Annotated in this window: 23 protein-coding genes; 11 read left to right on the forward strand and 12 right to left on the reverse strand. The window is 72.7% G+C overall.

Annotated elements, in window-relative coordinates:
- Positions 1–69: 69 nt before the first annotated feature.
- A complete protein-coding gene (locus tag ACIBN2_RS32290; RefSeq protein WP_399139712.1) occupies positions 70–963 on the reverse strand; it encodes a Gfo/Idh/MocA family protein in 894 nt (297 codons plus the stop codon).
- A 257-nt stretch (positions 964–1,220) separates the two neighbouring features.
- On the opposite strand from ACIBN2_RS32290, the gene ACIBN2_RS32295 reads away from it, so the two are divergent.
- Positions 1,221–2,078: an aldo/keto reductase gene (locus tag ACIBN2_RS32295; protein WP_399139714.1), complete on the forward strand. Its 858-nt coding sequence runs from the start codon at positions 1,221–1,223 to the stop codon at positions 2,076–2,078.
- Positions 2,079–2,125: 47 nt separating this feature from the next.
- Positions 2,126–3,895 (forward strand): ABC transporter ATP-binding protein, encoded by a 1,770-nt coding sequence (locus ACIBN2_RS32300; protein ID WP_399139715.1) that lies wholly within the window; start codon positions 2,126–2,128, stop codon positions 3,893–3,895.
- A 21-nt stretch (positions 3,896–3,916) separates the two neighbouring features.
- On the opposite strand, the gene ACIBN2_RS32305 is transcribed toward ACIBN2_RS32300, so the two are convergent.
- Positions 3,917–4,252, reverse strand: a complete 336-nt coding sequence (locus ACIBN2_RS32305) for a hypothetical protein (RefSeq protein WP_399139717.1) — start codon at positions 4,250–4,252, stop codon at positions 3,917–3,919.
- Between the two features lie 172 nt (positions 4,253–4,424).
- Between ACIBN2_RS32305 and ACIBN2_RS32310 the strand changes: the two genes are divergently transcribed.
- Complete coding sequence (locus tag ACIBN2_RS32310) at positions 4,425–4,664, forward strand: DUF5133 domain-containing protein (RefSeq protein WP_399139719.1); 240 nt, start codon at positions 4,425–4,427, stop codon at positions 4,662–4,664.
- A gap of 9 nt (positions 4,665–4,673) precedes the next feature.
- Here the strand turns inward: ACIBN2_RS32310 and ACIBN2_RS32315 are convergent, their stop codons facing one another.
- Positions 4,674–5,642: a GlxA family transcriptional regulator gene (locus tag ACIBN2_RS32315; RefSeq protein ID WP_399139720.1), complete on the reverse strand. Its 969-nt coding sequence runs from the start codon at positions 5,640–5,642 to the stop codon at positions 4,674–4,676.
- Between the two features lie 181 nt (positions 5,643–5,823).
- On the opposite strand from ACIBN2_RS32315, the gene ACIBN2_RS32320 reads away from it, so the two are divergent.
- Together ACIBN2_RS32320 and ACIBN2_RS32325 are read left to right on the forward strand one after the other, a co-directional pair.
- Positions 5,824–6,279, forward strand: coding sequence for a DUF2269 family protein (locus tag ACIBN2_RS32320; RefSeq protein WP_399139722.1), 456 nt, complete (start codon positions 5,824–5,826; stop codon positions 6,277–6,279).
- Between the two features lie 144 nt (positions 6,280–6,423).
- Complete coding sequence (locus ACIBN2_RS32325; protein ID WP_399140231.1) at positions 6,424–6,639, forward strand: hypothetical protein; 216 nt, start codon at positions 6,424–6,426, stop codon at positions 6,637–6,639.
- Between the two features lie 58 nt (positions 6,640–6,697).
- On the opposite strand, the gene tgmB is transcribed toward ACIBN2_RS32325, so the two are convergent.
- From tgmB to ACIBN2_RS32340, 3 genes are all read right to left on the reverse strand, one after another.
- A complete protein-coding gene (tgmB, locus tag ACIBN2_RS32330) occupies positions 6,698–7,690 on the reverse strand; it encodes an ATP-grasp ribosomal peptide maturase (RefSeq protein WP_399139724.1) in 993 nt (330 codons plus the stop codon).
- A gap of 17 nt (positions 7,691–7,707) precedes the next feature.
- A complete protein-coding gene (gene tgmA / locus ACIBN2_RS32335) occupies positions 7,708–7,899 on the reverse strand; it encodes a putative ATP-grasp-modified RiPP (RefSeq protein WP_384265240.1) in 192 nt (63 codons plus the stop codon).
- A 131-nt stretch (positions 7,900–8,030) separates the two neighbouring features.
- A complete protein-coding gene (locus tag ACIBN2_RS32340) occupies positions 8,031–8,321 on the reverse strand; it encodes a YkvA family protein (protein ID WP_399139727.1) in 291 nt (96 codons plus the stop codon).
- A gap of 213 nt (positions 8,322–8,534) precedes the next feature.
- On the opposite strand from ACIBN2_RS32340, the gene ACIBN2_RS32345 reads away from it, so the two are divergent.
- Complete coding sequence (locus ACIBN2_RS32345; RefSeq protein WP_399139729.1) at positions 8,535–9,572, forward strand: hypothetical protein; 1,038 nt, start codon at positions 8,535–8,537, stop codon at positions 9,570–9,572.
- 47 nt (positions 9,573–9,619) lie between these two features.
- On the opposite strand, the gene ACIBN2_RS32350 is transcribed toward ACIBN2_RS32345, so the two are convergent.
- From ACIBN2_RS32350 to ACIBN2_RS32365, 4 genes are all read right to left on the reverse strand, one after another.
- Positions 9,620–11,701 carry a xanthine dehydrogenase family protein molybdopterin-binding subunit gene (locus ACIBN2_RS32350; protein ID WP_399139730.1) on the reverse strand — a complete coding sequence of 694 codons (2,082 nt, stop codon included), beginning with the start codon at positions 11,699–11,701 and terminating at the stop codon, positions 9,620–9,622.
- A 22-nt stretch (positions 11,702–11,723) separates the two neighbouring features.
- Positions 11,724–12,716: an FAD binding domain-containing protein gene (locus ACIBN2_RS32355; RefSeq protein WP_399139731.1), complete on the reverse strand. Its 993-nt coding sequence runs from the start codon at positions 12,714–12,716 to the stop codon at positions 11,724–11,726.
- The gene (locus ACIBN2_RS32360) at positions 12,713–13,282 is read right to left on the reverse strand and encodes a (2Fe-2S)-binding protein (RefSeq protein ID WP_399139732.1); all 570 of its coding nucleotides are present in this window, start codon (positions 13,280–13,282) and stop codon (positions 12,713–12,715) included. Before ACIBN2_RS32360 ends, ACIBN2_RS32355 begins: the two co-directional genes overlap by 4 nt.
- 97 nt (positions 13,283–13,379) lie before the next feature.
- Positions 13,380–14,543, reverse strand: coding sequence for a hypothetical protein (locus ACIBN2_RS32365; RefSeq protein WP_399139733.1), 1,164 nt, complete (start codon positions 14,541–14,543; stop codon positions 13,380–13,382).
- A gap of 390 nt (positions 14,544–14,933) precedes the next feature.
- Between ACIBN2_RS32365 and ACIBN2_RS32370 the strand changes: the two genes are divergently transcribed.
- The 5 genes from ACIBN2_RS32370 (at position 14,934) to ACIBN2_RS32390 (ending at position 19,038) form a co-directional block, all read left to right on the forward strand.
- Positions 14,934–15,305 carry a PadR family transcriptional regulator gene (locus ACIBN2_RS32370; RefSeq protein WP_399140233.1) on the forward strand — a complete coding sequence of 124 codons (372 nt, stop codon included), beginning with the start codon at positions 14,934–14,936 and terminating at the stop codon, positions 15,303–15,305.
- Entirely contained in the window at positions 15,302–16,300 is a 999-nt protein-coding gene (locus ACIBN2_RS32375) for a hypothetical protein (RefSeq protein WP_399139735.1), read from the forward strand. The genes ACIBN2_RS32370 and ACIBN2_RS32375 overlap by 4 nt, the downstream gene beginning before the upstream one ends.
- 25 nt (positions 16,301–16,325) lie before the next feature.
- Positions 16,326–16,856 carry a PadR family transcriptional regulator gene (locus ACIBN2_RS32380; RefSeq protein WP_399139736.1) on the forward strand — a complete coding sequence of 177 codons (531 nt, stop codon included), beginning with the start codon at positions 16,326–16,328 and terminating at the stop codon, positions 16,854–16,856.
- 85 nt (positions 16,857–16,941) lie between these two features.
- Positions 16,942–18,120, forward strand: coding sequence for a DUF2306 domain-containing protein (locus ACIBN2_RS32385; RefSeq protein ID WP_399139737.1), 1,179 nt, complete (start codon positions 16,942–16,944; stop codon positions 18,118–18,120).
- Positions 18,121–18,150: 30 nt separating this feature from the next.
- On the forward strand, positions 18,151–19,038 hold the full coding sequence (locus ACIBN2_RS32390; protein ID WP_399139739.1) for a hypothetical protein: 888 nt from the start codon (positions 18,151–18,153) through the stop codon (positions 19,036–19,038).
- Here the strand turns inward: ACIBN2_RS32390 and ACIBN2_RS32395 are convergent.
- Entirely contained in the window at positions 19,022–19,513 is a 492-nt protein-coding gene (locus ACIBN2_RS32395) for a lamin tail domain-containing protein (RefSeq protein ID WP_399139741.1), read from the reverse strand. The two genes, ACIBN2_RS32390 and ACIBN2_RS32395, sit on opposite strands and share 17 nt — an antisense overlap.
- Before the next feature lie 122 nt (positions 19,514–19,635).
- Positions 19,636–20,790, reverse strand: coding sequence for an FAD-dependent oxidoreductase (locus tag ACIBN2_RS32400; protein WP_399139743.1), 1,155 nt, complete (start codon positions 20,788–20,790; stop codon positions 19,636–19,638).
- Positions 20,791–20,998 lie beyond the last annotated feature (208 nt).

Consider the following 20,998-nt stretch of genomic DNA (forward strand, 5'->3'; position numbering starts at 1 on the left):
CGGGTACCGCATGCCGGAGGCGCGGGGGAGGGGCGGGGCCGTGGTGCCGCGACGTCCGGTGCGGCCGGGTCAGCCGGTGCGGCGGTCCAGCAGGGTCTCGGCCTCGGTCAGGATCTCCGTGACGCGCAGTCCGAAGGCCGCGTCGCACGGGTGCGGGCGGCCGGTGCCGGCGGCGGCCAGGAGCGCGTCGGCGGCGTGGACCAGGGCGGTGACGGCACCTTCGGTACTGGTGGGGAGGACGGCCACGCCCGTCTCGCCGCGGAGTTCCACGGCGGTTCCCGCAGCCGCGGCGGGTGCCGACAGGCTGAGGGTGAGGCTGCTCGACGCGCCGCCGGTGTGGTCGAGGACGAGATGGACGGTGTCGCCGGGGCCGGGCGCCGACGCCGTCACGCGGCGCGCGTCCCCGAGGACGGGCAGCAGCACGGACAGCGCATGGGGTCCCACGTCCCACAGCGCGCCCTTCTCCTGCCGCCACGGCGAGGCGGCGAACGGGCTGTCGCTGCCACTGCCGTAGAGCGATCCCAGCCACTGCGCCCGCGCGGTGAACCAGCCGCCGGTCCTTGCCTGCGCGGAGATCCACGCCTCGGTCTCCGTGACGAAGCGGCTGGTGAAGAAGACGACCGAGGCGACCCCGGTCTCCCGCACGGCCTCGACCACCGCCCGCCCCTGCTCGACCGTCGTCGCGAGCGGCTTGTCCAGCAGCAGATGGCATCCCGCCCGCGCCGCCCGTACCGCGAGGTCCGCCTGCACGGCCGGAGGCAGGGCCACGGCCACCGCGTCCACGTCGGCGAAGAGCGCGTCGACATCGTCGTAGGCGCGCGTCCCGTGCCGGTCGGCGAGGTCCTTGGCCGCCTCCGGACGGCGGCCCCACACCCCGGCGAAGTCCAGTCCCGTGTGCTCGCTCAGTGCGGGGGCGTGAGCCATCTCCGCCCAGGGACCGGTGCCGAGCAGTCCGATGCGCATGCCGCCGCCTCTCCACTGTGCCGCCCGTCGTGACGGCTGGTCGCCAGCGAGCCTCGCACACCGCCCGGCCGTCCGCGCAAGCCGTTTCGACGTGCGGGGCGATTCAGTTGCCCGGCTGCTGAATGCGTTCTCTTTCCTCTATTGGACCTCCGGCCCGAAGGGGGTTCAGGCTGGAACGCGGTCCGGTACCGCCGTACGCCCGTGCGGTGGGCCGAACAAGATTCGGTCCCGCGACAGCGGAAAGAGGTCACGAGCCCATGCACACCCGCCGCATCGGTGACGTCGAAGTCAGCGCGATCGGACTGGGCGGAATGCCCATGTCGATCGAGGGACGCCCGGACGAGGCGCGCTCCCTCGCCACGATCCACGCCGCCCTCGACGCCGGGGTGGCGCTGATCGACACCGCGGACGCCTACCACCGCGACGCCCACGAGGTCGGCCACAACGAGACCCTGATCGCCAAGGCCCTCGCCTCCCACGACCGCGGCAAGGACGTCCTGGTCGCCACCAAGGGCGGCCATCTGCGCCCCGGTGACGGCAGTTGGACCCTCGACGGCAGCCCCGGGTATCTGAAGGAGGCCTGCGAGGCGTCCCTGCGCCGGCTGGGCGTGGAGGCCATCGGGCTCTACCAGTTCCACCGGCCCGACCCGAGGGTGCCGTACGCCGAGTCCGTCGGCGCGATCCGCGACCTGCTGGACGAGGGCAAGATCCGTATGGCGGGCATCTCCAACGCGAGCCCCGAGCGGATCCGGGAGGCGAACGAGATCCTCGGCGGGCGCCTGGTCTCCGTGCAGAACCAGTTCTCCCCGGCCTACCGCTCCAGCGAGCCGGAGCTCGAACTGTGCGACGAACTCGGCATCGCCTTCCTGCCCTGGAGTCCGCTCGGCGGCATCTCCCGGGCCCGTGAACTCGGCTCCGCCTACGCGCCGTTCGCGCGGATCGCCGAGGCCCACGGGGTGAGCCCGCAGCGGGTGTGCCTGGCGTGGATGCTCGCCAAGTCGCCGGTGGTCGTGCCCATCCCGGGCGCCAGCCGCCCGGAGACGATCCTCGACTCCCTCGCCGCGACCGGCCTCGAGCTGAGCGCCGGGGAAGTGGCGCAGCTCGACGCCGTCTGAACCCGCCACCGTCCGACAGGAATCGGTCACCACGGAGGATGCCGCCGATGGCGTGGTCGTCGGAAAGACCCCTCGACCACCGCTACCGCGGTGAACACCCGATCCGCACCCTCGGCTACCTGTTCCGCGCCGACCGCCGCCACCTGATCGCGGCGGTCGGCGTGTTCACCGTCAAGCACAGCCCGGTCTGGCTGCTCCCGCTGATCACCGCGTCCATCATCGACACCGTCGTCCAGCACGCGCCGGTCGGCAGGCTCTGGCTGAGCACGGGGATCATCCTGTTCATCCTGCTGGTCAACTACCCGCTGCACGTGCTGTACGTCCGCCTGCTCTACGGCAGCGTGCGCCGCATGGGGACCACGCTGCGCTCCGCGCTGTGCACGCGCATGCAGCAGCTGTCCATCGGCTACCACTCGCGCGTCAGCGCCGGCGTCCTGCAGGCCAAGGTCGTCCGTGACGTCGAGACGGTCGAGCAGATGGTGCAGCAGACCGCCGAGAGCGGGCTCGGCGCCATCACCGTGCTCACCGGCGGACTCGTCATCATCGCCGTACGCACACCGGAGTTCGTGCCCGTCTTCCTGGTCGTCGTGCCCGCCGCCGCACTCGTCGTGGCCCGCCTCAGGGCGCGTCTGCGCACCCACAACGAGCACTTCCGGCACGAGGTGGAGACCCTGTCGTCCCGGGTGTCGGAGATGACGCGCCTCATCCCGGTCACCCGCGCCCACGGTCTGGAGGGCAAGGCGCTGCGCCGCATGGACGGCACCCTGCGCCGCCTGCTGACCTCCGGCATGCGCCTCGACCTCGTCAACGGCCGCTTCGGTTCACTGGCCTGGGTCGTCCTCAACGTGGTCGGCGTGCTCGTCCTCGCCGGGGCCGCGACGGTCTCGTACTACGGCGTCTGGGGCGTCACCCCTGGCGACGTCGTCATGCTCAGCGCCTTCCTGACCACCCTCACCAACTCCACGACGACGCTCGCGAGCCTCGCCCCGGTCATCACCAAGGGCCTGGAGTCGGTCCGTTCGGTCGGCGAGGTGCTCCAGGCGCCCGAACTCGAGGACAACGAGGGCAAGTCGGAGGTGACCTCCGTGCGCGGCGCCGTCGCCTTCGAGAACGTCGGCCACGCCTACGACGACAACGGCCGCCCCGCCGTGGCCGGCTTCACCCTCTCGGTCGCGCCGGGCGAGACGATCGCCCTCGTGGGCGCGTCCGGCGCGGGCAAGTCCACGGTGCTCAACCTCGTCATCGGCTTCATCCGCCCGACCTCCGGCCGGCTGCTGCTCGACGGCACCGACATGAGCACCCTCGACCTGCGCACCTACCGGCGCTTCGTGTCGGTGGTGCCGCAGGAGTCGATCCTCTTCGACGGCACGATCCGGGAGAACGTCGCCTACGGCATGGACGACGCCGACGAGGAGACGGTGCGCGCGGCGCTGCGCGACGCCAACGCCCTGGAGTTCGTCGAGCGGCTGCCGCGGGGCCTGGACACCCTCGTCGGCGAGCGCGGCGCCCGGCTGTCCGGCGGGCAGCGTCAGCGGCTCGCCATCGCCCGCGCGCTGATCCGCGACCCCAAGGTGCTGATCCTGGACGAGGCGACCTCGGCCCTGGACACCCGCTCCGAGGCCCTGGTCCAGCAGGCCCTGGCCCGGCTGCTGCGCGGCCGCACCACGTTCGTCGTCGCCCACCGCCTCTCCACCGTGCGCGGCGCCGACCGGATCGTGGTCATGGGCGACGGCCACATCCTGGAGACCGGGACGCACGAGGAACTCCTGCGCGGCGGCGGTGCGTACACGGACCTGCACGGCGGCCAGGTCGCCTGACCGCCCGCCGCGCGGCATCCGTCAGGCGGCGCTGCTGCGTCGTGTGCGGTGCGGGCAGGTCGTGTCGTGGTGGACGCCGAGACTGGTCCACCAGCGTTCGCAGCAGGCTGCTTCGAGTTCCGCGTGGATGACGTCGTCGGCGGGAGTACGGGCGGGGCGTCGGGGTCCCGCCGCGGCCGCGCGCAGATCGCGGATCAGGGTCTCGCGGACGACGGCGATGACCGGAACCAGACTCGCCGCGGCGAACAGGAACGCCGCCCACCGGGGGCCGTACAGGAATTCGAGGACCGTGGTCCAGGCCAGTCCGCCGCTGGTGGCGAGGTAGAGGGCGCAGAGAAGACGGCCGGAGCGAGTCATGGACTTCACCGTTCGTGCTGGGGGAGTTACGCTCTGTTCAACGCCTCGCGGCCCGCCCGGGAATCGGGTCGAGCGGCGGTATTTCGTCAATTGAGTCCCGCGGTGCGGAAGATGCGATTGGTCCGGCCCTGCCCGGGAATACGAGGTGCGGACACCAAGAGAGGGGCGCTTCGTGCTCGTTCCGGACCCGAAGGTCGTCAGAACGCTGCTCACCAGATACGCGTCGCTGCGCATCGCGCAGGCGGAGTGCGAGAAGCCGCAGACCGCACGGGAGTTGGCGGACGTCAGCCGCGCCCTGTGCGTCGTGATGGGAGCCGTGAGCGTCGAGAACGCGATCGCCGAGGCCGACGCCCTGCTGATCGCCTCGCGGCGGACGACGGGCCGGGGCGGCGGCCTGTCGCTGGCCGTCTGACCGGCCGTCTCAGGAGGGCGTGGCCGGGACCCGCGTCTTCCCGTGGAACGCCGTACGGTACGTCTGCGGAGTGGTGCCGACAACGCGCCGGAACCGCTCACGGAACGCCGTCGGCGACCCGAACCCCGCCTGCTGCGCGATCCGTTCGATCGGGCGGTCGCTGTTCTCCAGCAGATACTGGGCCCGGCGTACGCGTGCCCGCAGCAGCCACTGGAGCGGCGTCGTCCCCGTCTGCTCACGGAAGCGCCGGCCGAACGTGCGCTCGCTCATCCCCGACCGCGCCGCCAGCATGCCCAGGGTGATCTCGCCGGCCAGGTTGTCCTCGATCCACTCCAGGACCGGTTCGAGGGTCGAGCCGCGCGGCACGGGCGGCTGCTCGTACACGATGAACTGGGCCTGACCGCCCTCGCGTTCGAGCGGCATCACGGAAAGACGGGCGGCGTCCGCCGCGACGGCCGAACCCAGATCGCCGCGGATCATGTGCAGGCACAGGTCCAGCGCCGCGGCGGCGCCCGCCGAGGTGAGGATCTGCCCGTTGTCGACGTACAGCACGTCGGGCTCCACCTCGATCTCCGGGTAGCGGCGGGCCAGTTCGCCCGCGGCCACCCAGTGTGTCGTGGCGCGCAGACCGTTCAGCAGCCCGGCCTCGGCCAGCACGAAGGCGCCGGCGCACACCGACGCGATCCGGGTGCCGGCCTTCGCGGCCTCCCGCAGGGCCGCGAGGGCGCGCGGGGAGAACTCCTCGACGAGCTGTGAGCAGCCCGGGACGACGACGGTGTCGGCGTCCGACAGTGCCTCGAGGCCGTGGTCGACCCGGAGCTCGAAACCGTCCGCGCGGACCGCGCGCGACTCGGCGCACAGCCGCACCCGGTACGGACGGCGCCCGTCGGGCAGCCGCGTGCGGCCGAACACCTCCATCGGAGCCGCCATGTCGAACGGCACCACATGGTCGAGAACGAGGATCGCCACGGTGTGCATGAGAGCCACGATAGGCGGATTCCCGCCAGCTTCGTGACCTGGGTCGCAGCCCGAAACAGCTGACGGCATGCCTGGCGGGAATCCGTTGGAATCTGTCATTTCCGCCCCTGTGCGATCCCTTCGAAGATCCCTAGCGTGAGCCGCGCATCGCTGATCGCACCCCGGAAAGGCTCCCCTCCCGATGACGAAGGTCCTGCTCGTCCTCCACGTCCTGGCGGCCATCGTGGCCGTCGGCCCCGTCACGGTCGCGGCGAGCATGGTGCCGCCGGCGGCACGGCGTGCCGGCTCCGACGCGGCGGCGGTGGGCACGGTCCGCCTGCTGCACCGCATCTGCCGGGTCTACTCCGGCATCGGCATAGCGGTCCCGGTCCTCGGGTTCGCCACCGCCGGGGCGATGGGCGTCCTCGGCAGCGGATGGCTCGTCGCCTCCATCGTGCTGACCACCTTCGCCGCCGGCCTCCTGATCGCCTTCGTCCTGCCCCGCCAGGAGGAACTGCTCGCACAACTGGACGCGCGGCAGCCGGTCGAGCGCTCGAGCACCGCCCGACTCGCCATGTTCACCGGTGTGTTCAACCTGCTGTGGGCGACCGTCACGGTCCTGATGATCATGCGGCCCGGCTCCACGACCGGCGCCTGAACGTCCTGAACGCGCGCGGGAGCGAATAGCCGTACCGTCGTGCCGGCGTCAAGTGCTCCGGGGAATTCAAGCCACTGTCTGCCGCGGCGCTTACACTCGGCAGCCGTGCCCATGCGCATGGGCCGCCACACGAAAGGCACGTCGGTGTTCCAGGATTCCCCTATCTACGACCGCCTCGTCGCGGAGCGCGGCGACGTCCCCACTCAGACTCGCCGGGAGGCCGAGCGTGTGAGCCGGGAACTGGAGTACGCCATGCGGCCGCTGCAGTCCTTCGGCCTCGCGTCCTCTCCCGAGCACCGCAGCGCCCCGGGAGCGGGCTGGCAGCGCACGGCGCTGATGCCCGGTTCGCTGCCCGCCTGACCTCCGCCACCACCGGACCGTACGGACGTCCTCGGCGCACCGGGCCGTTCGTACGTCCTCAACACACCGTGCTGTTCGCGCCGTTGACGTGCGCCTTTTCCTCCGGGCCGGGACGGGCGAGCCATTCCGCGACGGTCCGGGCGATCGGCTGTCCCGTCTCCACCTCGACGAAGCCGAACTGCCCCGACTGGTTGCACTCCAGGAACCACCAGGTCCCGTCGGCGTCCTCGGCGAAGTCGAAGGCGCCGTAGGCCAGTTCGGCGTCTCGGAGATAGGTGCGGACGGCGTCGGCGACCCGGGGCGGGACGTCGGTGGCGTGCCAGGGGATGCCGGGCGAGGCGAAGCGCACGTCGATCGAGGCGGGGTCGTCGGGGTCCGCGTCCTCGTCGGTCGCCTTGCGGGCCGCGAGCAACTGGCCGCCCACGGCGGTCAGCCGGATGTCGGCCTTCTTGGCGACCCGGCGCTGCAGCAGCGTGGGCCCGTACGCCACGGCGGAGAAGTCCGTGTCCGGCGCGACCCGGCTGGTCGGCACCGCACGGGGCGGGTCCTGCGGGTGCGCCCCGGAGACCGGCTTGACCACCAGATCGGGGTAGCGGTCGGCGAACTCGCGGGCGGCCTGCGGGAACGTCGTGATGAGAGTGGCCGGCACGGGCAGCCCGCAGCGCTGGGCGTGCCGGAGCTGCCAGGGCTTGTGACGGGCCCGGCGGGCCGCGTCGGGATGGTTCATCCAGCGGGCGTCCGAGCCGCGCAGCATGCCGTAGAGCGCCTGGGCGGACTCCTCGGTCAGCCAGGCGGAGGGCTCGGCCGCGGCGGCGGCGGCCTCTCCGGGCCTGCGCACCCAGACCGACCGCAGGCCGGCGATGCTCACCAGGCGGCCCGCGGACTGGAGATGGCCACGGAAGGCGCCGTGGACGTACTCACCGGACAGCGCGACGCCTCCGGGCAGGTCCGCGGGATCCAGGCGGACCACCGGGACCCCGGACGCGTTCAGATGCACGACCACCATGTCGGCGGTCACGTCCTCTTCACAGGTCAGGATCAGGACAGTCATGTTCGGCTGTGGTGTGTTCAGTCGTCGAAGTGTGTCTTGGAACCGGCGGTGGACGTCGTGGTCCCCAACTCTCTGAGCAGGGCGTGGTCACCGGCGGCGACCCGGCCGTCCATGAGCACGTTCAACTGCAGCCCGGGGTCGTACACATACGGAGTCGTGGCCTCCAACTCCACCGCCGGACGTGCGTAGTTGAGCGCGAACGGTTGCATCGTCTCTCCCTCGTCAGTGCTGCGCGGACCCAACACGCCCCGCTCTGGGCGCTGCCCGGTCCGCCGACTGCCTTGCCCTTCCAGTCAGTTATACGAATCGAACGGGTGGTTGGTTTCCTTACTCTGCGTAATCAGAGGGAGGTTTCGTGACGATTCGGCCCACTGAGAGAGCCGTGCAGTGTGCGCAGAGCGAGGAGCAGGACGCCGATGTCGTCCAGATAGATCGGGTCGGGCAGGAGGTCGGTCGGCAGCAGGAAGTAAAGGACAGCGCCCCAGAAGACCCAGCGTGGCCCGGTGGGCAGCCCGGCACGCATGAGGTCGCGCCGGGTCCGCAGCAGTCTGACGAACAGGGTGACGGCGACGCCGAGGACGAGCGCCGCGAGGGCGAGTGTGATGACGATCACCGTCGTGCTCGGTTTCACGGGTCCTCCTCATCCGGCGGGCCGAACGGCGCGCTCCTCCTCTCGGATTCCCGCATCCGCCCTACGTACGTACCTCCGGTTCATACCCGTGGCCCACCCCGGTGGCACGCGGTGGCGCTACCACCTAGTAATGGCACTGCACTGCAACGTCGTGACTCGCGTCGGGAGACGCGAGAGCCGGCGAACCTTCCATCTCTTCCATGGAGGAGAGTCATGAGCATCCGCTCGTCATCATCCAAGCCGTACGACCCCTCCATAGCCGCCACGAACGAGGACCCGGTCAGCGCCCTGGTGCACGCCGCGGTCGCCGACCGTCCCCTGGAGGAGGTCGCCGACCTGATCACCCTGCTGGAGGAGTCCCCTCAGTACGCGAAGGCCACCGTCGACGCGCTGCGCGCCGTCGGCACGGACCGGTCGATCGAGGACGTCACCCGCCTGGTCACCCTGCTGACGCGTCCGCCGCGCGACGCCGCGAGCGCGGACGAGGCCATCCGCGCGGCGGCCGAGAACCGCCCGGTGGAGGAGGTGACCCGGCTGATGGCGCTGCTGCACCGCACGCAGACCGAGCGCCACTTCGGCCGCGAGGCCGCACGGGCGGCCGCCTCCGCGCGTCCGGTCGAGGAACTCGTGGAACTCATCGGCAAGCTGAGCGAGGAACGCGAAGCCCTCGCCACCCTGCCCGACCCGGAACCCCCGTCCGGGCAGCCGAGCGGCGAGACCGGCTGGGGCCCCGGCGGCGCCTTCCCGCCACCCGTCCCCCTGGCCCCGCCGTCCCTCGGCTCCGACACCAGGCCGCACCGGCCGGCCCGCATGCCGAAGGGTCCCGCCGAGCCGCTGTCGTGGCCGGGCCTGATGGTGGCGGGCGCGCTCTTCCTGTGCGCGATGCTGTGGTTCCCGATGTACCAGGCGGGCGAGCCCGTCGGGCTCTACGCCTCCTCGGTCGCGGTGTCGGCGCTGTGCGCGCTGCTCGCCGTGGTGGTGACCCTGCGGCCCGTCCCGGCCGCCCTCGCGGGCGCGATGGTGGTGACGGCGATCCTTGCCGCGGCCCAGCTGTACCAGGGCCGGTTCCACTCGGCGTGGCTGTCCCGGGCCCTGGACCTCACCCTCGCGCCGAGCTGGGTCGCGGGCCTGGCCGCCGTCGCGGCGGCACTGGCGGCGCTGACGGCGCTGGTCGTACGCCTCGCCTCCACTCAGCCGGACGTGAGCGTGCCGGCGCGGCGCCCGCTGGCCACGGCCGGCCGGCCGGAGTGACGAACCGGTCGTAGCGACAACATGGTCCTGGGCGGCCGAGAGGCCGCCTAGGACCGCAGCCCGGGCAGCAAGTGGTCCGGCGTGAGCGGCAGTTCGCGGAAGCGGACGCCGGTGGCGTGGTGAACGGCGTTGCCGATCGCGGCGGCCGTCCCGACGATGCCGATCTCGCCGATCCCCTTGCTGCCCATCGGGTTGAGACGGGAGTCGTCCTCGTCGATCCAGTGCGCCTCGACGTCCGGCACGTCCGCGTGTGCGGGCACGTGGTACGACGCCAGGTCGGACTCGGTGAAGTCGCCGAACGCGGCGTCCATGGTGCTGCCCTCGGTGAGCGCCATGCCCAGCCCCATGATCATGCCGCCGATGAACTGGGAGCGCGCGGTACGGGCGTTGAGGATGTGCCCGGCCGCGAACACGCCCAGCAGACGCCGTACCCGGACCTCGCCCGTCACCGTGTCGACGGCCACCTCGGCGAAGTGCGCCCCGAACGCGTGGCGTGCCCACGGGCTGTCGGCGTCGGCCTCTCCGGACGTGTCGGCACGGGCCTCAAGGCCGCTGTCGGGCAACGGCCCCGCATGATCGGCCAGTTCGGCCGTCAGCCGGGTGCATGCCTCGTGGACCGCCCAGCCCCACGACGCCGTGCCGGACGAGCCTCCGGCCAGCGAGGCGGAGGGCAGGTCGCTGCGGCCCACCTCGATCCGGACCTTTTCGAGGGGCCGGCCGAGGGCGTCGGCCGCGATCTGCGCCAGCACCGTGCGCGCGCCCGTGCCGATGTCCGTGGCGTTGATCCGCACGAGGAAAGTGCCGTCGGGCAGCGCGCGGACCGCCGCCGTGGACGGCTGCACGAGGACGGGATAGGTCGCGGCAGCCACGCCCGTTCCGATGCGCAGCGGCCCGTCCGGGCGGGGAGCGCGGTGCGGCCAGTCGAAGCGGCGCGCGCCCTCGCGCAGACACTCCACCAGATGCCTGCTGCTGAACGGCTTGCCGCTCCCGGGCTCGGCGTCCGGCTCGTTGGCGATCCTCAACTGCACCGGATCCATGCCGAGTTCGCAGGCCAGCTCGTCCATGGCGGACTCCAGCGCGTACATGCCGGGAGCCTCGCCCGGGGCACGCATCCACGACGGCGTGGGCACGTCCAGCGGTGCCACGCGGTGCACCGTGCGCAGGTTCGGCGCCGCGTACATGGTCCGTGCGGGCACCGCCGCCTGCTCCACGAACTCCTTGACGTGGGAGGTGTGGGTCGTCACCTCGTGGATCAGCGACGTGATGCGGCCGTCGGCCTCGGCGCCGATCCGGACCCGGTGCAACGTGGGCGCCCGGTGCCCGACGACGGCGGGCAGATGGCGGCGCGGCAGCGCGAGCGTCACCGGCCGGCCCGTCTGCCGCGCCGCCATCACGGCGAGGACCACGTCGGGACGCGGCGTGCCCTTGGACCCGAACCCCCCGCCGACGTGCTCGGCGACGACGGTGACGCGGTCCTCGGGCAGCTGGAACAGGTCCGCCAGCGTGGCCCGTACGACGGTGGAGCCCTGACTGGAGGTGTGCACCACGAGCCGGTCGCCGTCCCACTGAGCGGTGCTGGAGTGCGGCTCCATGGGGTGGTTGTGCAGGGGCGGGACCCGGTAGTCGCAGTCGACGCGGACCGGCGAGGCGGCGAACGTGCCCTCGGGATCGCCGTGTTCGGTGCTGCCGGGATGGCCTCCGTTGGCCTGCTCGGGCGCGTACGCCCCCGGATGTCCCGGGCTCAGCGAGACGTCGTGCGCCTCCACGTCGTACGACACCCGGACGGCGGCGGCACCGGCCCGCGCGTCCTCCAGGGTCCCGGCCACCACCAGGGCGACGAACCAGCCGCGGTGCGGCACGCGCGGGTTCTGCAGCACGGCGAGCGTGGCGTCGTCCGGCTCGGCGATGCGCGGGGCGTTCTCATGGGTGAGGACCGTCAGAACGCCAGGCCGCTCCAGTGCGGCGGCCGTGTCGATCGCGGTCACGGTGGCCCGCGCGACGGTGGCGGGCACCGGCCAGGCGTATGCGCGGCCGGGCACCGCGTGTTCGGCGGCGTAGCGGGCGCCGCCCGTGACCTTCTCCAGACCCTCCCGGCGCTCGGCCGGAGCGCCCACGACGGTGCTGACCATGTCGTTCTCCTCGAATGCCGGTTCAGGTCCTGGCGGGTGCGGCGAGCCGGAGCAGGACGTCCAGGGCGAGATTGCGGGCGAGCGGCACCTTGTAGCCGTTGTCGCGCAGCGGCCGGGCGGCGGACAGTTCGAGGTCCACGGCGTGCTCGAAGGCCGCTTCGGTGGGCGCGGCCCCGAGCAGCGCTTCCTCGGCCACGCGGGCCCGCCAGGGCCGGTGGGCCAGCGCCCCGAAGGCGATCCCGGCCCGGTCGACGACGCCGTCCGTCACCCGCAGCACCGCGGCGACGGAGGCCAGCGCGAAGGCGTACGAGGCGCGGTCGCGGGCCTTGCGGTACAGCGAGGGGAGCCCGCTCGCGGCCGCCGGGAGCAGCACGCCCGTGATCAGCTCGCCGGGGAGTATCTCGGTGTCCCGCTCAGGGTGGCCGCCGGGCAGCCGGTGGAAGTCGGCGGCCGCGACGCCACGCGCGCCGTCGGGGCCGTACAGCTCGATCCGCGCGTCGAGGGCAGCCAGGGCCACGGCCATGTCGGACGGATGAGTGGCGATGCAGTGCTCACTGTGGCCGAGCACCGCGTGGTCGCGGTGGACGCCGTCCCGGGCCCCGCAACCGCTGCCCGGCGCGCGTTTGTTGCACGGCTTGGAGATGTCCTGGAAGTAGGGGCAGCGGGTGCGCTGCAGCAGGTTGCCGCCGGTGGTGGCCGCGTTGCGCAGCTGTGCCGAGGCGCCCGCGAGCAGGGCCTGGGACAGCACGGGAAAGCGGTCGCGCACGGCGGGATGGGCGGCGAGGTCGCTGTTGCGGACCATGGCGCCGACCCGCAGCGAGCCGTCGGGCAGCCCCTCCACCGTGTCCAGCGGGAGCCGGGTGACGTCGACCAGGGTGCCGGGCTCCTCCACGCCGAGCTTCATCAGATCGACCAGGTTGGTGCCGCCGCCGAGGAAGCGGGCGCCGGGCCGTGCGGCGACGGCGGCGCAGGCGTCCTCGATGCCGGCGGCGCGGACGTAGCCGAAGGGCTTCACGGGATCACGTCCTCGACCGCGTCGACGATGTGCGGGTAGGCGCCGCAGCGGCACAGGTTCCCGCTGAGGCGTTCCCGGATCTCGTCCCGGTCCAGCGGCACCGGCCGCCCGGACGGGACACCGGGACCGGTGACGCGGGACGGGTGGCCCGCCGCGGCCTCGGCGAGCATGCTGACGGCCGAGCAGATCTGGCCCGGTGTGCAGTAGCCGCACTGGAAGGCGTCGCGGTCGAGGAAGGCCCGCTGAAGCGGATGCGGCCGTTCGCCGTCGCCGGTCAGCCCCTCGACGGTCGTGACCTCCGAGCCGTCCAGCGTCACCGCGAGCAGCAGACAGCTGTTGAGCCGCCGTCCGTCCACCAGGACGGTGCAGGCCCCGCACTGACCGTGGTCGCAGCCCTTCTTCGCGCCGAACAGCCCCAGGTCCTCGCGGAGCAGGTCCAGCAGGACGCGCCGGTGGTCGAGGGCGAGGGTGTGCGGCTTGCCGTTGACCCGCAGGGTCGTGTCGGAGCGGTGGCGGGGCTCGCCCTTGTCGCCTTGGCCGCTCTGGAGGTGCTGGCTGCTGCCCATGGCGTCGGGACCTTCCGGGACGGGCCTGTGGTGCCGTCCTTCCCGCGTATCCAGGCAGCGCCCGCTGACACGTCCGCCTCGCGAAGCGACCCGTGGCTCAGCCGTCGCCCGGTTCCGGCCGGCCGTCCTTCCCCGGTTTGCCGTCGGCGCCGGCCGTCGGCCGCAGCGCCTTGTCCTTGAAACGCTCGAACGTGCGCGTCAGCTGCTGGAACGGCGAGCCCGCCGAGGGGGCGGGCGGCTCGGACCGAGGCTGTGGCTGTGCGGGAACGTCGGCACCGTTCTCGCGCAGGACGGTCAGCGCCTCGTGGGCGCGCTCGGCGGCCTCGCGGTACAGGTCCCGCGACTTCGTCATCGCCTCCAGGGCCTCGGAGTACATCGCCACCAGCCTGCGCTCGTGGTCGAGCTGCTCCTCCAGGGTCATCAGGTCCCAGTCGTCCCGCAGCTCCCGGACGGCCTCGTCGCCGCCCTCGGGCAGCGGCGGGGGCAGCGCGGCGAAGCGGCTGAGGGCGTCGACGAGCTCCGTCGGCCGCTTGCCGTCGAGGAAGACGGTGCGTACGGAGAACTCCTCCGCGTCGTAGCCGGGCGGCGCCGGGTCCGTGGGCAGCACCACGGCCCCGCCACGCGGCACCTGCACGCCGAACTCGCGCAGGGCACGGTTGACGATGCGCAGCTGCTCGGGCGCGGCGCGGTGCTCGAGCACGCGGTGCCGCAGGCTCGGCGGCAGCAGCGGGCCCAGCGGCCGGCGGCCGGCCTCGTCGGGCGTCATCGCCTCATGCACGACGACGTTGATGCTCCATCCGCCGCGCACACAACCGCGCAGCAGGCGCCGGATCTCCTTGTCCTCCGTGGGCAGGTGGGCCGCGCCGCGGAGCCGGAGTCCCGTGGCGGGCTCGTGGTCCCAGGGGACGCCGGGCTCGTCGGGCCAGAACATGGTGGCGGGCGAGGGCCACTCCTCGTTCCACGGGCGTTCCGCCTCGGCCGCGAGCACCCAGTCCTGGCCGCCCTCGAAGGGGCGGGCGAGGGTGAGCCGGGCACGAACGGTCACCGTCCCGGCGGCCTTCCAGCGTGCCTCGAAGATCCGCTCGGGGCCGTCGTCGCCGTCGGGCCCGGGCAGTTCGTGCTGGTCGTCGAGGACGGTTCTGTCCTGGAGCCGTCGCAGGGTCGCTCGTACGACGTCGGGGGCGTCGCTTCCTTCATGGCGGCCGCGCGTCAGCCACAGGTTGGGGGACGGGGCCGGTCGGACACTGGGGGAGATGCGCATGAGTCCATCTGAGAACGGGGGCACGTGCGGACACCAGTATTGTCCGCGCGGGTCGGTGTAGATCACACGGGGTCTGCACACGGAATGTGCGTGGCGCACACGGGGTGTGATCGATCTGCTCCAGGACATGACAGTTCACGCGTGGTCCCCCGGCCCGCGGTGCGGCCACAATGGCGGCCGCGAACAGGACCCGCCCACCATCCGCTTCGGGGCGGGGCCTGTTCGCGCCGTTTCAGGCGGTGCCGGAGTCCGGCCGGCACCGCCCACCCCCGTGCCGCCCACCCCCTGAGCCCTCCGGCATGTCCGGTGAGCGCTCCGACACGCCCGGTGACTCCGCGACACGCTATATATCGGCAAGCGAGATATCATGGCCGTATGGCATCGAGGAGCATGACACAGGCGGCGTTCTTCGTCCTCACCGCCCTGGCCGACCAGCCCCGGCACGGCTACGGGATCCTGCGGGAGGTCGAGGACCTGTCCGACGGCACCGTCCAGCTCCGCGTCGGCACCCTGTACGGCGTGCTCGACCGGCTCACCGCGGACGGACTGATCGTCCTGGACCGCGAGGAGGTGCACGAGGGCCGGCTGCGGCGCTACTACCGGCTCACCGGTGAGGGCACGGCCGCCCTCGACGCGGAGGCGGAGCGCATGGCCGCCGGGGCGAGCGCCGCCAAGCAGCGGATCGCCGAGGGCCGCAGGGCACCCGGAGCGGCGACCCGGCCCACCACCGACAACCCCGGACTCGCGGGAGGTCTCGCATGACGACGCTGCTCGAAACCCGGTACCGCAGCGTGCTGCGCCTGCTCCCCGCCTACTACCGCTCGGCCCGGGAGGAGGAGATGGTCGAGGTCTACCTGTGGGACGTCGACCGGGACACCCAGGACCAGAGCAGGCCCACCCTCGGCGAGGTGGCGAGCGTCGCCGCCCTCGCGCTGCGCAGCAGACTGGCCGCCGCCGGAGCCCCCCGGCCGTACGCGCTGTTCGGCTCGGTCGTCCGCCACTTCGCGCTCTTCGCCGTGCTCCTCCAGGCGGCCGCCACCGTGGCCGACCGGGTTCTCAGCCTGACCTGGTCGTCGACCCACGGCAGGGGGCAGTGGGACATGTTCCTGTCCGGATTCACCGGCCGCGGCACACTCGGCGTCGTCGCGGTCGCCCAGTGGATCCTGCCGCTGCTGTGGATCGCCGGCTTCTTCGCGCTGCTGCACGAGCGCCGGGCCCTTGCCCGCGCCGCCGTCCTGCTCGCCGCCCTGCCCTCGCTGTGGCCGCTGTTCGGGCCGCTGGTGAGCGACGTGGTGGCGGCCGACCTCTGGTTCGCCGCCGCCACCGCGCTGCTGGCCTGGCTGCCTGCCCTGGCTCTGTGCGCCGCCTACCACCGCGACGCCCCGCCGGCCACGCTGCCCGTCGGCACCCCGGGCCTCGTCCTCACCGCGTGCAGCGTGGTGATGGGCGGATCGCTCGTGCTCCTGCCCGCCATGGCGGACGCGGCCTGGGCGCCGGCCACCGGCTTCGTCCTCGGCGCCCTCGCCTGGCTGCTGCTGCGCAACCGCCGTACGGACAGCGCCGGTTCGGGCGGTGCCGCCGCACTGGCGGCGCTCGGCCTGCTGCTCCTGGCCGTACGGCTTGCGGCGCTGTACCTCTGGCTCGGCGTGCCCGTCCCCACCGCCTTCCTCGGCGGAGCGCTCGTCCAGGCCGGCGCCCTCGCGCTGCTGGTCGTGGTGCTGGCCCTGGTGGCCAGGCGCGACCTCGCTCCGCGCTGAACAGGGTGGGCGATACGGTCGCCCCATGTCTGACGCCCGGTTGACCACGTCCTCGTACCTCGTGCTCGGCATCATCGACAAGCTGGGCGAGGCGAGTGCCTACGACGTGAAGGTGGAGGCGGCCCGCACCGTGGCCCCTTTCTGGCAGGTGCCGCACGCGCAGGTGTACGCGCAGTGCGACCGTCTCCTCCAGGCCGGCCTGCTGGCGCAGGTGCGGCAGGAGAGCGGGCGCAACCGGCGGGTGCTGAGCCTGACCGACGAGGGCCGGACCGCCCTTCAGCGGTGGCTCGCCGACCCGGAGTTCGTGCCCGTGGAGGCCCGCGAGCGCGGCATCCTCAAACTCTGGTTCGGCGGCCGGCCCGAGGTGCTGGCCCCGACCCAGCTCGGCGAACACGTCCGCACGCTGGGGGAGTACGAGGAACTGGCCGAGAGCGTCGGCGAGCTGCTGACGCCGGGGCAGCGCGAGGCCCTGGAGTTCGGTATCCGCTACGAGCGGATGATGGTCGACTTCTGGCAGTGGGTGGGGCGGCGGGACGAACGCACGACGGACCGTTGACCGCGACGGCGGCTCGGCCCTACCTTCTCGATAGTCCAGAAGAGACTATCGGGGATCGGAGTGGCGCCCCGGGCAGGGAGTCGTCGTGCGTCGTCCAACGAAGGGCAGCCGGCGCCGGGGTGCCGTCGTCGCCCTGACGGTCATGGGCGTGGCGTACGCGCCGGTCGCGATGACCGAACTGTGGCCCTACGCCCGCCCCGGCGCGCCCGCCTTCGGTGAGTGGCTGCTGGGCCGCATGGTCTCGCCGCGCTACGTGGCCGACGCGCTCGCCACCCGGATCGGGCCGTACCGGCACAGCCTCGTGCCGATGATCGTGCACTCGGTGCTCGGTGGAGCGCTGATGCTCCTGGGCCCCGCGCAGCTGTTCACCGCGTCCCGCGGGCGCACCCGCCTGCACCGCGTCCTCGGTGTCGTCTTCGCGGTCACCGTGTACGCCTCGATGGCGGGCGCCGCCCTGTACCTGGCGCGCACGGCACCCGAGGACGCATTCAGCGGGGCCGCCTTCTGGATCGTGCTCGCCACCATCCTGGTCGGCACCGTGCTGAGCGTGACCTTCGGCGTCCTGGCCGCCGTCGGCGGCTACCCGGACCTGCACCAGCGCTGGATGCTGCTCTGCTACGGCTACCTGCTGACCGCGCCGCTGCTGCGCCTGGAGTGGGGCGCCCTGCCCTGGGTGCTGCCGGGGCTGCCGATGACGGCGATCAACCTCGTGGCGGTTCAGCACCTCGGATCGATCGTGGTGTTCGGCGCGCTGATCGCCTCGCGCACCCTCGACCGGCGCACGCGGGTGCTCGGCGTGACGGGGTCCTGGGCCCCGCTGCCGGTGCTCGTCGCCGCCCATCTCGCCGGAGCCGCCGCGCTGGTGTGGATCGTCCGCTCCTACCTGGACTTCGGCGCCACGGGCCACCGGCTGCTGGGCGCCTACCTGCTGCCGTACGCCGTCGCCTACGCGGTGATGGCCGTCGGCGCCCGCCGCGCGGGCCGGGCCGGGCGTGGCTGGGCCCGCGAGGAGTGGCGGCTGCATCTGACCGCCCTGTGCCTGGCCCCGGTGCTGTCCGTGGGCGCGGTACCCGTGCTCCAGCGGGGCCTCGACCTCGACCGCCACACCGCGCTGTCGGCAGGCGTGGCCATCGGCTGCGGCATGCTGGCGTTCGCCGCCACCGCGGTGGTGAGCATGCGCGTCATGTACGCCCGTGAGGTGCTCAAGCGCACGGTTCCGGCGGAGCGCGCCCCCGCCGTCGGTGTCTCGACCCCTGCCGCGTAGCCGATCGGACCACCAGAAACGGACAAGGCCATGACGAACACGTCCGACGCGTCAACTCCCGCCTCCGCCGCGGCGAACGGCCGCCCGCTGACGGCCGGGGTGGCGATGCTGGCCACCGCGGTGGCGGTCGTCAGCCTCCTCGTCGGGAGCGTGCTGATGCTCGTGAACCTCACCGGGCACGTCTTCGGGGCCTGGCCCTCGCCCGACTCGCTGAGCCAGGGCCTGGTCGGCGCGGCCATGCTCGGCACGGCCCCGGCGCTGTTCACGGTCAACCGGGCCCGACTGTGGCACGAGGCCCGAACTCTGCTGTATCCGCTGGCCGTTGTCCTGATCGGCCTGTTCGCGGTGAGCCTGCTCAACGCGAAGGGGCTCTACATCGCCAAGGGCGGTTCCATCGTGCCCGTGCTGTTCAGCCTGGGCTGGGTGTTCACGCTGGGCCTGCTCGCCGTGGCCGCCATCGCCCTGCTGGCCTGGCAGCACCTCACGCCAGGGGCGCCGCTCGCCGTGCGCGCGGCGCCCCTGCCCGGTTGGTCGAAACCCCTTCTGGCGGTGCTGGGTTCGTCCTGGCTCGGCATCGGGGCGGGCCTGCTGACCCGCCCCGGATTCTGGGCCGCCTTCGTCCCCTGGGACACCGGCCGCGCCGACGCGCAGGCCCTCGGAGTTTGGGCCCTCGCCCTCGGCGTCGGAGTCCTCGGTTCACTGGCCGAGGACGACCTCGACCGCACCCGTCCCGCCCTGCTCGCGCTGCCGGGCACCGGGGCCACGATCACCGTCGTGCTGGCCGTCCGCGCGACGAGCGTCGACTGGTCCTCCGGCCCGGCGCTGAGTCTGGTCTGCATGGTGGCCGGGCTGCTGTTCGCGGGAGCGAGCGGGCGTGTGCTGCTCGCCCGCTCCCGCGCCGTCACCCGTGGAACGTGATGTACCCGTTCCCGTCACGGTCGTTCGCCGCCTTGGTGTAGGCGTGCGAGTCGGCGCCCGCGCCGGACGGCTTGTAGACGTAGATCGTGTCCATGTCGTTGTTCCAGATGAAGTTGCAGTTGTTGCGGTACGCGACGTTCTTGCTGTCCGACTCGGTGCCGTGACCACCGCGGAGCTTCACGTAGTCGCCGGGCTGCAGGTAGTGGTTGTGGCTGAAGGTGAACCGGTTGCCGGCCTTGTCCTTGACCACGTAGCCCTTGAGGTTCACGGTCGTGCGTGACGAGTAGTTCTTGATCGTCAGGTACTCGTCCTTGGTGTTCCCGGTCGAGCAGCTGTTGGAGTCCCTGCCGGGTGCGTCGTACTGGACGCCCTTGATCTTCAGCGCCGAGGAGTACTCGGTGGCGTGGGCCGGAACGGCGGCCAGTACGGCGAGAGTTCCCGCGGCGGCGGTTGCGGCAAGTACGCGTATGCGCATGTGAATCTGCCCCCCTGTGAAGCTTCGGTGAAGAAGGTGCAGATTATAGGATCGAGGTGTTCCGGGGGGCGAATTCACCGATTTCGCGCCGTAAGGCGCGTGGAGGCGGTATTGAGGGGGCGTCAGGTCCAGGCGTCCGACTGCCAGTCCAGCAGCCGTACGATCTCGTCCTCGCCCGGGCGGGACGGGGTCGCGGCCCGGCTCGCGGGGGACGGCGAGGGCACGCCCCGGGAGATGTTGCCGCTGACGGTGATGTTGTGCTCCACGCGGGGGCGGCGCAGCTCCTCGTAGCGGACGAGGGCGGCATCGGTGTCCGGCGCGTCGCGCAGGCACTTGGCGAGCACCACCGCGTCCTCGAGCGCCATCGACGCGCCCTGGCCGGTGGCGGGGGACGCCGCGTGCGCCGCGTCGCCGACGAGCAGGGTGCGGCCGGCGCGCCAGGGGCTGCCGGTGGGGATCTCGGTGGCGTTGGTGACCAGGACGTCCTCGTCCGTCGCGGCGACGATGTCCGCGGCCGGGGTGGAGTCCTTGCGCAGCAGCGGGAGGAGCAGCTCGAGCCGGTCGGCCCGGGTGCCGTGCGCGATCCGCTCGGCGGGCAGCGGATCGCCGGACACCCGGGCGAACCAGAACGTCTCCCCGTCCGGCGACACCGCGAAGCCGAAGGCGGCACCGCTGCCGCGGATCATGGTGATGCTCGCGTCGCCGGCGGGCACGGGTGCGGCGCCGGTGCAGCCGTAGAAGACCTGCTGGCCCGCGTAAAGGGGCTGTACGGCGGTGGCAGTTGCGTTGCGGACGGTGGAGCCGAGTCCGTCGGCGCCGATCAGGAGGTCGCCGGTGGCCCTGCTGCCGTCGGCGAAGTGGGCGGTGATGCCGTCGGCGTCCTCGACGACGGAGGCCAGCCGGGCACCGTGGCGGATGCCGATGCCCCGGCGCGCCGCTTCCGCCTGGAGCGCGGAGCTGAGGTCGCCGCGGCGCAGGCACCGGTACTGGAGCAGCGGGTCGCCGGCCTCGCCGATGGGTGTCTTCGCCAGTTCGGCGCCCGTGCCGTCGAGGACCCGCATCGAGGTCAGCGGGAAGCCCAGCGCGGTGACCGCGGCGGAGGCGTCGAACTGCGCGAGCGCGCGCATGCCGTTGCTCGCGAGGGTGAGGAACGCGCCCAGGTCCTCGGCCGAGTCCGGATGAGCCTCGTACACCTCGGCGTCGAGCCCCGCCTTGTGCAGGGCGAGTGCCGTCGCCGTGCCCGCGATTCCTCCGCCGATGACCAGTACCCGAGCCACGCCCACCCCGTTCGTCGCCGCACGGCCCCCGTGGTCGTACGTCTCCGTAGAAACGTCCCGACGGCGGCGGTGGTTCCGCTCGGCGACGTGATCCCGGCCGGGGGGGGGGGGGGGGCGGGCCCCCCCCCCCCCCCCCCCCCCCCCCCCCCCCCCTCGCCGTTGGATCTACCCGTCGGTAGCATTTCGGTCATGGCAGAGACTGAGCAGG

Source organism: Streptomyces sp. NPDC050534 (assembly GCF_044457745.1).
Lineage (GTDB): Bacteria > Actinomycetota > Actinomycetes > Streptomycetales > Streptomycetaceae > Streptomyces.

What these genes read in the sequence shown, in the direction of transcription:
- ACIBN2_RS32300 (WP_399139715.1), top strand. Translation starts at nt 2,126, where the DNA reads ATGGCGTGGTCGTCGGAAAGACCCCTCGACCACCGCTACCGCGGTGAA.
- ACIBN2_RS32320 (WP_399139722.1), top strand. Translation starts at nt 5,824, where the DNA reads ATGACGAAGGTCCTGCTCGTCCTCCACGTCCTGGCGGCCATCGTGGCC.
- ACIBN2_RS32360 (WP_399139732.1), bottom strand. Translation starts at nt 13,282, where the DNA reads ATGGGCAGCAGCCAGCACCTCCAGAGCGGCCAAGGCGACAAGGGCGAG.
- ACIBN2_RS32390 (WP_399139739.1), top strand. Translation starts at nt 18,151, where the DNA reads ATGACGAACACGTCCGACGCGTCAACTCCCGCCTCCGCCGCGGCGAAC.
- ACIBN2_RS32370 (WP_399140233.1), top strand. Translation starts at nt 14,934, where the DNA reads ATGACACAGGCGGCGTTCTTCGTCCTCACCGCCCTGGCCGACCAGCCC.
- ACIBN2_RS32295 (WP_399139714.1), top strand. Translation starts at nt 1,221, where the DNA reads ATGCACACCCGCCGCATCGGTGACGTCGAAGTCAGCGCGATCGGACTG.
- ACIBN2_RS32350 (WP_399139730.1), bottom strand. Translation starts at nt 11,701, where the DNA reads ATGGTCAGCACCGTCGTGGGCGCTCCGGCCGAGCGCCGGGAGGGTCTG.
- ACIBN2_RS32345 (WP_399139729.1), top strand. Translation starts at nt 8,535, where the DNA reads ATGAGCATCCGCTCGTCATCATCCAAGCCGTACGACCCCTCCATAGCC.
- ACIBN2_RS32395 (WP_399139741.1), bottom strand. Translation starts at nt 19,513, where the DNA reads ATGCGCATACGCGTACTTGCCGCAACCGCCGCCGCGGGAACTCTCGCC.
- tgmA (WP_384265240.1), bottom strand. Translation starts at nt 7,899, where the DNA reads ATGCAACCGTTCGCGCTCAACTACGCACGTCCGGCGGTGGAGTTGGAG.
- ACIBN2_RS32375 (WP_399139735.1), top strand. Translation starts at nt 15,302, where the DNA reads ATGACGACGCTGCTCGAAACCCGGTACCGCAGCGTGCTGCGCCTGCTC.
- ACIBN2_RS32315 (WP_399139720.1), bottom strand. Translation starts at nt 5,642, where the DNA reads ATGCACACCGTGGCGATCCTCGTTCTCGACCATGTGGTGCCGTTCGAC.
- tgmB (WP_399139724.1), bottom strand. Translation starts at nt 7,690, where the DNA reads ATGACTGTCCTGATCCTGACCTGTGAAGAGGACGTGACCGCCGACATG.
- ACIBN2_RS32305 (WP_399139717.1), bottom strand. Translation starts at nt 4,252, where the DNA reads ATGACTCGCTCCGGCCGTCTTCTCTGCGCCCTCTACCTCGCCACCAGC.
- ACIBN2_RS32365 (WP_399139733.1), bottom strand. Translation starts at nt 14,543, where the DNA reads ATGCGCATCTCCCCCAGTGTCCGACCGGCCCCGTCCCCCAACCTGTGG.
- ACIBN2_RS32380 (WP_399139736.1), top strand. Translation starts at nt 16,326, where the DNA reads ATGTCTGACGCCCGGTTGACCACGTCCTCGTACCTCGTGCTCGGCATC.
- ACIBN2_RS32290 (WP_399139712.1), bottom strand. Translation starts at nt 963, where the DNA reads ATGCGCATCGGACTGCTCGGCACCGGTCCCTGGGCGGAGATGGCTCAC.